Annotated in this window: 11 protein-coding genes; 8 read left to right on the top strand and 3 right to left on the bottom strand. The window is 65.8% G+C overall.

What is annotated here, in order from left to right; translation table 11 throughout:
- Positions 1–136 precede the first annotated feature (136 nt).
- Positions 137–403 carry a thioredoxin domain-containing protein gene (locus V5A53_RS10615; RefSeq protein WP_332313583.1) on the bottom strand — a complete coding sequence of 89 codons (267 nt, stop codon included), beginning with the start codon at positions 401–403 and terminating at the stop codon, positions 137–139.
- A gap of 116 nt (positions 404–519) precedes the next feature.
- Between V5A53_RS10615 and V5A53_RS10610 the strand changes: the two genes are divergently transcribed.
- The 3 genes from V5A53_RS10610 to V5A53_RS10600 all read left to right on the top strand — a co-directional run bounded on the left by V5A53_RS10610 (position 520) and on the right by V5A53_RS10600 (position 3,686).
- Positions 520–681 (top strand): preprotein translocase subunit Sec61beta, encoded by a 162-nt coding sequence (locus tag V5A53_RS10610; RefSeq protein WP_332313582.1) that lies wholly within the window; start codon positions 520–522, stop codon positions 679–681.
- 111 nt (positions 682–792) lie between these two features.
- Positions 793–2,967 (top strand): ATP-dependent DNA helicase, encoded by a 2,175-nt coding sequence (locus V5A53_RS10605; protein ID WP_442928688.1) that lies wholly within the window; start codon positions 793–795, stop codon positions 2,965–2,967.
- Complete coding sequence (locus V5A53_RS10600) at positions 2,964–3,686, top strand: HNH endonuclease (protein WP_332313581.1); 723 nt, start codon at positions 2,964–2,966, stop codon at positions 3,684–3,686. The genes V5A53_RS10605 and V5A53_RS10600 overlap by 4 nt, the downstream gene beginning before the upstream one ends.
- Here the strand turns inward: V5A53_RS10600 and V5A53_RS10595 are convergent.
- Together V5A53_RS10595 and V5A53_RS10590 are read right to left on the bottom strand one after the other, a co-directional pair.
- Positions 3,674–4,165, bottom strand: coding sequence for a 2'-5' RNA ligase family protein (locus V5A53_RS10595; RefSeq protein WP_332313580.1), 492 nt, complete (start codon positions 4,163–4,165; stop codon positions 3,674–3,676). The two genes, V5A53_RS10600 and V5A53_RS10595, sit on opposite strands and share 13 nt — an antisense overlap.
- Positions 4,166–4,169: 4 nt before the next feature.
- Positions 4,170–4,355, bottom strand: coding sequence for a DUF7554 family protein (locus V5A53_RS10590; RefSeq protein ID WP_332313579.1), 186 nt, complete (start codon positions 4,353–4,355; stop codon positions 4,170–4,172).
- A 90-nt stretch (positions 4,356–4,445) separates the two neighbouring features.
- Here V5A53_RS10590 and V5A53_RS10585 point away from each other — a divergent pair, with 90 nt between their 5' ends.
- The 5 genes from V5A53_RS10585 to V5A53_RS10565 all read left to right on the top strand — a co-directional run.
- Positions 4,446–5,192, top strand: a complete 747-nt coding sequence (locus tag V5A53_RS10585; RefSeq protein WP_332313577.1) for a DUF7345 domain-containing protein — start codon at positions 4,446–4,448, stop codon at positions 5,190–5,192.
- 175 nt (positions 5,193–5,367) lie between these two features.
- Positions 5,368–6,567, top strand: a complete 1,200-nt coding sequence (locus V5A53_RS10580) for a hypothetical protein (protein ID WP_332313576.1) — start codon at positions 5,368–5,370, stop codon at positions 6,565–6,567.
- A 51-nt stretch (positions 6,568–6,618) separates the two neighbouring features.
- A complete protein-coding gene (locus V5A53_RS10575) occupies positions 6,619–7,311 on the top strand; it encodes a DUF7345 domain-containing protein (protein WP_332313575.1) in 693 nt (230 codons plus the stop codon).
- 49 nt (positions 7,312–7,360) lie between these two features.
- The gene (locus tag V5A53_RS10570) at positions 7,361–8,053 is read left to right on the top strand and encodes a DUF7345 domain-containing protein (protein WP_332313574.1); all 693 of its coding nucleotides are present in this window, start codon (positions 7,361–7,363) and stop codon (positions 8,051–8,053) included.
- 265 nt (positions 8,054–8,318) lie between these two features.
- Positions 8,319–8,996: argininosuccinate synthase domain-containing protein (locus V5A53_RS10565; RefSeq protein WP_332313573.1), on the top strand; the 678-nt coding region annotated here is incomplete at its 3' end.

Genomic DNA, 8,996 nt, shown 5'->3' with positions numbered 1-8,996 from the left:
CGCGAACGGAGTGAGCGGGAGCGTTGGAAGACGAGCGCTAGCGAGTCTTCCTGAGGGAGGGTCGAAGTGTCTTTTTCATCGAAGTTTTTGCCGGTCGCCGAGCGAAGCGAGGCGACCGTGCAAAAAGTTCGTGGTCTTAGGCCCCGGCCTGACTCAGCGCGCTTTCGAGGTCGTCACGCTGAGTGACGCCGACGAAGCGCTCGACGATGCCGTCGTCGTTCTCGATGATGAGCGTCGGCAGCGAGCGGACCTGATACTCGTTTGCGACGTCCTGTTCCTCGTCGACGTTTACCTTCTCGAAATCCACGTCGGGGAACTCCTCTTCGAGTTCGTCGAGGATGGGGTCCTGCGTCTTGCACGGGCCGCACCAGTCCGCATAGAAGTCCTTGAGGGTAACGGGCATGACTATCGGACGTTGTTTAGCCGCTCGCTTAAGGGTTTTCCAACCGGTGGTTCCGACCCACAGCAGCGACGGCGCGCTGCCGAAAGGCTTACCCCCACGCCTGCGAACTGTCGCGTATGAGCAGCGGAGAAAACTCCGGCGGGCTGATGTCCAGTGCCGGACTCGTCCGGTACTTCGACGAAGAGAGCGGCAACACGCCCACGATGGACCCCCGAACGGTCATCGCCTTCGGCGTCCTGCTGGGCGTGTTCGTGCTGATGCTGAACGCGTTAGCCTGATTCCAGCCCGCTTTTTATAACGTCGAACGAGCGCCTCGAGCGCGGCGTCCGCCGTATAACTTTCACTCCGCGCGGCGAACCCTTTTATTTGAAAAAGACTGAGTGACTCCTGTGTCAGAGTCGTCCGGCCACGCGCGATTCTTCCCGTACGATGAGCCGTACGACCATCAGGAGGATGCGATGGGCAACATCCGCGAGGCGCTGGTCGAGGAGCGGGACGTGCTCTTCGAGGGTGCCTGCGGGACGGGCAAGACGCTGGCCTCGCTGGTGCCCGCCCTGGAGTACGGTCGGGCCGCCGGCAAGACGGTCGTGATCACGACGAACGTCCACCAGCAGACCCGGCAGTTCATCGAGGAGGCCCGCGCAATCAACGACCAGAAACCGATCCGGTCGGTCGTCTTCCGCGGAAAGTCCTCGATGTGCCACATCGACGTCGGCTACGAGGAATGTCAGGCCCTCCGGGATACGACCCGTGATCTGGTCGACAAGGAGCAGGATCTGGCGGAACTCGAGGACCGTGAGGGCGAACTGCTGGATGCGAGCAAAGAGGGCGACGGCGAGGCCGCCCAGGCCCGCGGGTCGGTCATGGACGAGATCGACGACGTCGAAGCGAGCATCGAGGCGCTTCAGGAGGAGCGGAACATCTGCGACCGGTATTACAACAACCTCACCGGCGAGACCGACGAGTTCTACCAGTGGCTCTACGAGGACGTTCGGACGCCCGACGAGATCTACGAACGCGCCCACGCGATGGATTTCTGCGGGTACGAACTCCTGAAGGACGGCATCGAGGGCGTCGACCTCGTCATCTGCAACTACCATCACCTGCTGGACCCGATGATCCGCGAGCAGTTCTTCCGGTGGCTCGGCCGTGACCCCGAGGACATCATCGTGGTCTTCGACGAGGCACACAACGTCGCGGATGCGGCCCGGGACCACGCCTCCCGGAAGCTAGCCGAACAGACGCTGGAGGGGGCGCTGGACGAACTCGACGAGTCCGACGACGCCCGCGCTGACCCGGCGGCGAACGTCATCGAGACGTTCCGGGACGCCCTCGTGGAGACCTACGAGGACTCCTTCGGCTTCGGCGAACGGGAGACGGTCGACGAGGACTGGGAGGATGTCCCGATCGACAACGAGGACGGCCGTGACGACCTCTCGGTGGCCTTCCTCCAGAACTATACTGGGCAGGGCTTCTCGACGGACCTCGACCAGGCGCTGGCGCTCGGCGAAGAACTGGACCGACGGTACGAGCAGGCCTACAAGGACGGCGAGGCGACGACGCGAAAGGAGTGTCCGACGCTGTCGGCGGCCTCCTTCATCGAGGAGTGGATGGAGTCGTCGGTCGAACCCGGCCAGTATCCCGTCCTGGGCGTTCGGCGCACCGAGACGGGCGTCGTCGGGCGGGCGGAACTGTACACCTGCCTGCCACAGCAGGTGACGCGGCCGCTCTTCGAGGAACTGCATTCGACCATCCTGATGAGTGCGACCCTGCGCCCGTTCGAGGTCACAGAGGACGTGCTGGGCCTCGATGATCCGGTGACGATGGCCTACGGCGAGCAGTTCCCGGAGGAAAAGCGGCGAACCTACGCCGTCGAGACGCCGGCGCTGTTCGCCAGCAAGCGTGACGACCCCACGGTCCAGGAGACGGTCGGCAGCGTCATCGAGGATACCGTCGAGTTCACGCCGGGCAACACGCTCGTCTTCTTCCCGAGTTACGCCGAGGCCGAACGGTACTACCATCGCTTTTCGGGCGATGCGACGCCGTATCTGGACGAACCCGCGACCCGGGCCGAGGAGATGCGACGGGAGTTCACCGCCGAGGCCGACGCGGTGCTTTTCACGTCGCTGTGGGGCACTCTCGCGGAGGGGGTCAGTTTCGATGACGACGACGCTCGAAGCGTCGTCGTGGTCGGCGTTCCCTACCCGCATCTCGACGACCGCCGTGAGGCCGTCCAGCGCGCCTACGAGGGCGCCTTCGGCGACGAGGGCTCCGACGAGGACGCGGGCTGGCGCTACGCGGTCGAGATTCCGACGGTCCGGAAGACCCGACAGGCGCTCGGCCGTGTCATCCGGTCGCCGGAGGACTTCGGCGCGCGCGTGCTGGTCGACGAACGCTACACCCACTCACAGCGCGTGGAACTGGGCGAGTACAGCGTCTATCCGTCCTTCCCGCCCGAGGAGCGCAGCGAACACATCGACATCGACCCGGAGAAACTCAAATTCGCCATGTTGAACTTCTACAGCGATATGAACGCCTGGGATGGGGGACCGCCACAGCCATGACGACGAACTTCGACCCACGCCCGGAGAACCGACGGACGGCCGACGGCGAGGGGCCGCGCTGGGAGATCATCCGCGGCGAGGTGCTCGACCGCGACGAGCACACCTGCCAGCGGTGCGGCTACCGGCAGGAACCGACGGACGCCGCTGACGGCGCCCGTCGCCTGGAGGCCCACCATGCCTCGCCGCACACGACGCCCTCGCTGGAGACCCTAGAGGAGTTCGTCACGCTCTGTGGCCCGTGTCACGCGACGCTCCATCCGGACGACCCGGCCTACGGCGACCGGCGGTCCGAGGCGACGCTGTTTCCCCGCCCCGACGCGCCACGCCCCGTCTCGACGATGCGCTCGGACCGCCAGCACGTCTGCCAGCGCTGCCAGCACGTCGCCCAATCGGCGACGGAACTGGCCGCCTACGAGGAGGACGGGCAGGATTACGTCCTCTGTAAGCCCTGTGCGGGCGCGTTGCTCGAAGCGGGGTACGACCCCGCGGACTTCGAGGCGGCGGGCGGCGTCGATGTCGAGGCGCTGGCCGACCGTGCCGCCGAGGCACCCGTCCGTCCCGCGATGCTCGCCTCCGGACCGGTTCGGGCCTCGCGGCCGCCGAAGACGACCGTCGAATGCCTCGTCGCCGATACGCCGCTCCGGTACCTGCTCAACCCCATCGGGATGACGGTGTTCTTCATCCTCCTCGGCATCGCCTTCTCGTTTTACGCTCTCTGAACGGGAAGGGCGATGCGTTCGGCGGGTTCGCGGTACTCCGACGACCAGACGACCAGCGAGTCGACGGTCCACTCGCGGTCGAGGTCCGTGCCGGCCAATCGGCCGGCGTCGCCGCCACGGGCGATCGTGACGTGTGGCACGTACTCGTCGCCCTCGATGCCCTCTGCGGGTTCGAATCGCTCACAGAGGCGGCGATGGAGGCGCTCGATGCCGGGCGATTCGACCCGGAGGTAAGCGACCGGGGCGCGCCCTGTCGCCGGGTTCTCGAAGGTCTCGACGCCGGTGATACGGGCCGAGAACGGCTCCGTGCCGACGATGCGAGAACGGATCTCGCTGGCGAGACTGCGAGGCTCGCCGTCGCCGAGGCGTTTGACGACGAGCGTGTGGCGGTCCCGGGGCGTGGCGTCGAAGCAGTTCGATGCCAGCCCGCGGGCGAGACGCGAGATTTCGGCGGGGACGGGCGCGTTGAGGCTGTACACGGGGTTAGATGTAATCGAGGAAGTAGGCCACGATGAGGACGACGATGACGAGACCGAGCAGCGACCCGACCCCGCTGAAGGCGAACTCGAGTACGTCGAGCAATATCTGGACGATGATCCAGACGATGACCAACACGAGGACGATCTTCAGCAGGTCCTCGACGTCCATGCCGCCGCGGTTAGGGAGCATACCGACCGGTGGGACCGGCGAGCGCAAAAACACTGTGGCCCATGTATAGAAGGCGAAACCGCTTTGGGAGGCCACGGCACACGAACGCCCATGCGGCGAACGCTCGCGGTCGTTTTTCTGATGACCTGCTGTCTGGCGGCGACGGCCGGTCTCGTCGGTGGCGTCCACGACGAATCGACCGACGACACCCTCGGGTTCGAACTGGCTGCTGACGGGGACGCCGAGGTCGTCCACGTGACGACGTACAATCTGAGCGTCGCCGAGGAGCAGTCGGCCTACGCCGCGTTCGCAGACAACGAGACGGCACGGGCCGACCACCGCGAGGCAGTGATGTCGGATTTCCAGGCGGCAGCGGCGACCGGCCGGAACGGGTCGGCGCTCGACATGCGCGTCCGCGACTCGGCGGTCGAAACCTACGAACGCGACGGTTACGGCTACGTGACGGTGACTGCCACCTGGGAGAACCTCGCCTATCACAACGAGACGATGGTCGTCGTGACCGAACCGTTCGCCAGCGGCTACGAACCCGACCGCGACGTGACGATCCACGGTCCGGAGGGCTATCAGCGCGGCGTCGTTCACCCGAGCCCGGGCCTCGCTCGACTGAACAGCGCGGTGTGGAGCGAGGATACCACCGACTTCTCGGAGTTCTACGCCGGGTTCAACGAACACGACGGCGGCACCGAGACGGCGGCCGGAGACTCCGCCGACGGCCCGGACGCGACGACGGCCGCCCCCGACCGTGGACTGGAGGGTGTCGGCACCTTTGCGCGGGCGCTCACGCTGGCCGCGCTGCCGGTCGCGGCCCTCCTGCTGGCGTTGCGGCGACGCGAGTAGTCCTCCGAACATCACTTATAAATCCACCTACCGTTCAGGCCGTCATCGAGTACCTGATTCACAGATGCGGCTCCTGTATTGTGGTTTTAATTCGGCTTAATCGGCGTTGACCGAGGTTGATTCGCCGGAACGACTGGGTGTTTATATAGGATTCTCGGGGGTAGAATGGGGTACAATGAAGCATGCAAGCCTACTGGTTTCGGCGATGCTGGTTATCGGGATGCTCGCGGTCCCGGCCGCTGGCGTCGTCGCACAGGACGAAACCGATGACGACCAGACGGTCACGCCCGGCGAACAGCTCTCGGGTGTCGTCGGCGTCCAGGAAGCCGAGTTCGAGGGTGAGATAGAGAACCGCGCCTACGAGATCGAACTGGAGTCGGCGTCCGACGACGACGAACGCGCCGACCGCGTGGCCGACCGCGTCGAGGACCTCGAAGAGCGCCTCGAGGACCTCCGTGAGGAACGGGAGGAGCTTCGCGAGGAGCGCCAGGAAGGCGAGATCAGCGAGGGCGAGTACCGCGCCGAGCTCGCGAAGCTCAACGCGGAAATCGAGAGCGTCCGCCAACAGCTGAACACGACCAACGAGACCGCCGCCGGTCTCCCCGAGGGCGCCCTCGAGGAACGCGGCGTCAACGAGACGGCCATCCGGACGCTCCAGCAGAACGCCGACAACCTGAGTGACGCCGAAATCGTCGCCGTCGCCCAGAGCATCGCGGGCAACGAGCGCGGCGAGGTCGAAGTCGAGGTCGAGATCGAACGACGGGGCGGCACCGTCGAGGTCGAAGTCGAGCAGGAAGACGGCGAACGCGAGGTCGAGATCGAACACGAACGTGGCGAACCGGAGAACGCGAGCGAAGCAGTGACCTTCTCCGAGGACCACGTCGCCTTCGCCGAGAACCGCGTCTCGGCCGCCGAGGACGCGGTCGGTGACAACGCCAGTGAGGACGCGACCGAATCGCTCGACGAAGCCCAGACCGAACTCGAAAACGCCCGCGCGGCGCTGAACGACGCGCAGGCCGCCCTCGACGAGGGCGACGAGGACCGTGCCTTCGAGTTGGCCGAGGAGGCGGGCGACCACGCCGAGGACGCCATCGACGCGGCCGAAGACGCTCGCGAAGAAGCCAACGAGGAGGTCGAGGAGCGCGACGAGGAAGCCGAAGACGAGGATACAGAGAGCGAGGAAACTGAGACCGAAGACGCGGGTGACGACGAACGCGACGAGGAGACTGAAGAGACCGAAGACGAGGATACAGAGAGCGAGGAAACTGAAACCGAAGAAGCGGAGACCGAAGAAGTGGAGACCGATGACGACGAAGACGACGACGTCGATGAGACGGAGACCGACGACGGTGAGGCCAACGGAGCGGACGCCTGACGCCGTCGAGCGCCTGATTTCGACACAGTATCTCTGGTTTGGTTTCAACACATGATCTCGAATAGCTGGAAACGACGGTTCGTCGGGGTGTTGCTCTGTGTTGCGCTGGTGTCGTCAGCGACCGCGCCGCCGGCCGCAGCGGCCGAACACGACGACGAGCAGTTCCTCGTCGAGTTGGACGCCGAGGGCGACGCAGACGTAGCCGTCACCTACACATACGACCTCGAGACGGACAGCGAACAGGCCGCCTTCGGTGAACTAGAATCGAACGAGACGGCCCGAGAGGAACTCGCCGAACGGTTCGGCAACCGCATGCAGAGCGTGGCCGACCGGGCGAGCACCGAGACCGGCCGGTCGATGACGGTGACCGACGCGAGCGTCGACGTGGCGTCGGCCGACGGCGTCGGCATCGTCACGCTATCGGTGACGTGGGAGAACCTCGCGGCGGTCGAAGACGACCGGCTCACCGTGACTGAACCCTTCGCAAGCGGGTTCGAGCCGAACCGGACCTTCACCGTCGCGGCGCCGGACGGCCACGAGATAACCTCGGCGTCTCCGTCGGCGGACAGTAGTAGCGAGGGCAGCGTGACGTGGAACGCCGGCACGAGCCTCGACGGCTTCGAGGTCGTCGCCGACGGTTCCGGGTCGGCGACCGGTGGCTCCGATGCCGATGGCACCGGCTTTGGGGTCGCCATCGCGGCCAGCGCACTCGTCGCGGCGGCGCTCGCCCATCGGCGCGCGTAACTACACCCAACCGCGTCGCTTTTCCTTCGGGATGGCCAGTGTTCCCGCAATGAGTCCCTGCTCTCGCGCGATAGTCGCGTTGGTGATCGCCACGCTGGCAGTCAGCCTTTTTGCCGGCGTCGGCGCCGCACAGGAGCCGGAGCCGGTCGATGGCCGGTTCCTCGTCGAACTGGAGGCCGACGGCGACGCGCAGATCTCGCTCGAACAGGAGTACGACCTGAGCAACGACGCCGAGCGCGACGCGTTCGAGTCGCTCCACGACGATGAGACGGCCCAACGGGAGGCCGCCGAGCAGGTCCAGCAGGACACGGAGTACGTCAACAACGTCGCTGACGAGGAGACCGACCGCGATATGACCGTCGGCGAGGTCACGGTCGAGACGAGCGTCGACGGCAACGTCGGGACGGTCGCCTACCAGTTCACGTGGGGGAACCTCGCGACCGCCGAGGACGGTCGACTCGTCCTCGCCGAACCCTTCTCGCTGTACGACGAACTCGACCGGAAACTCGTGGTCGTCGTCCCCGAGGAGTACGAGATCACCGCTGCGACGCCGGACCCGGACGAGCAGAACGCGACGTCAGCCTCGTGGGAGGGCTTTACGTCCTTCTCGGAGCCGGAGGGCGGCTTCGAGGTCGTCGCCGAATCCGACGAGGCGTCCTCCGGCGACGGGGCCGGGTTCGGTCCGGCGGTGGCCGTCGGCGCGCTCGTCGCGGCGGCCCTGCTGGCTCACCGGCGTCGCTGAACGCGCTGCCGCACCGCGGTTCGTGATAGCGTGACAAAGGATTCTTGCCGACCCGCAAGGGTTTAATAGCCTTCTCGGAATAGGTGGAGGTACATGACGATCACCCACCGTTCCGGCGCGGCCGATGTCAGCGGTGGGTCCCTCATTCTCCCGCGACCGCGACGACCGGGCCGTTAGGCCCGAATAGTATCTACACCCCACGTCGCGTTCGCCCGATTCCAACGATGACTGTCCGGTCGACAGTCGCTCCATCAACACACAACCCATGTCCGACAACAAACGTATCGCGCTCGCCTTCTCCGGTGGGCTCGACACCACGGTCTGCGTACCGCTGCTCAAGGAAGAATACGGCTACGACGAGGTCATCGGCGTCACCGTCGACGTCGGCCAACCCGAAGAGGAGTTCGCCGAAGCCGAGGAGACGGCCGAGGCGCTGAACCTCGAACACTACGTCGTCGACGCGAAAGACGAGTTCGCCGACCTCTGTTTCGACGCCGTCCGCGCCAACGCTTCCTATCAGGGCTACCCCCTCGGCACCGCGCTCGCCCGCCCCGTCATCGCGACGGCGATCCTCGAAGTCGCCAAAGAGCAGGGCTGTACCGGCCTCGCCCACGGCTGTACCGGAAAGGGCAACGATCAGCTCCGCTTCGAGGCCGTCTGGCGCGACTCCGACATGGAGGTCATCGCGCCCGTTCGCGAACTCGGCCTGACACGGGAGTTCGAACAGGAGTACGCCGACGAGCGCGATCTGCCCGTCGAGGGCGGCGACGAGGGCAAATACAGCATCGACACGAACCTCTGGAGTCGCTCCATCGAGGGCTCCGAACTCGAAGAGCCGAGCTACGTTCCGCCGGAGGACATCTACGAGTGGACGACCGCGCCGACGGGCGAGACGCTCGAGATCGAGGTCGGCTTCGAGAACGGCTATCCCGTCAGCCTCGAC

It is taken from the genome of Natronomonas sp. (assembly GCF_036625485.1).
Classification (GTDB): domain Archaea; phylum Halobacteriota; class Halobacteria; order Halobacteriales; family Haloarculaceae; genus Natronomonas.
The sequence above is the reverse complement of the archived record's forward strand: the minus strand, read 5'-3'. Positions and strand labels throughout refer to the sequence as shown.